General features: G+C 49.6%; 1 protein-coding gene. It reads right to left on the reverse strand.

All coding sequences use genetic code 11. The features are described from left to right. Window positions 1–254, reverse strand: a 254-nt coding sequence (locus AC0L3S_RS39535) for a hypothetical protein (protein ID WP_473285391.1), incomplete at both ends; no start/stop codon positions are given.

Here is a 254-nt window from a genome sequence, read left to right on the forward strand (position 1 = left end):
GATCAGTTCAGGTACTTCAGGATGATTTAGCAGACGTTCAACGAAATTCTCATCGAAATGGGCGAATTTATGCCGATGATGTTGATTGATTTCTCGCAGAATACGCTGCGCGCGATGCTGTTCCAGTTCCGGCAGCGTATTAAGCTGAATCAGCTGACGCAGTTGTTGCGCCATCGCTTCGCCTTCGATGACAAAATGGCTGATAAATCCGGTGCGATTCGCCAGGTTTAATGCGTCCAGCAACACGCGCTGGG

This window comes from Bradyrhizobium sp. Ken01 (assembly GCF_055807355.1).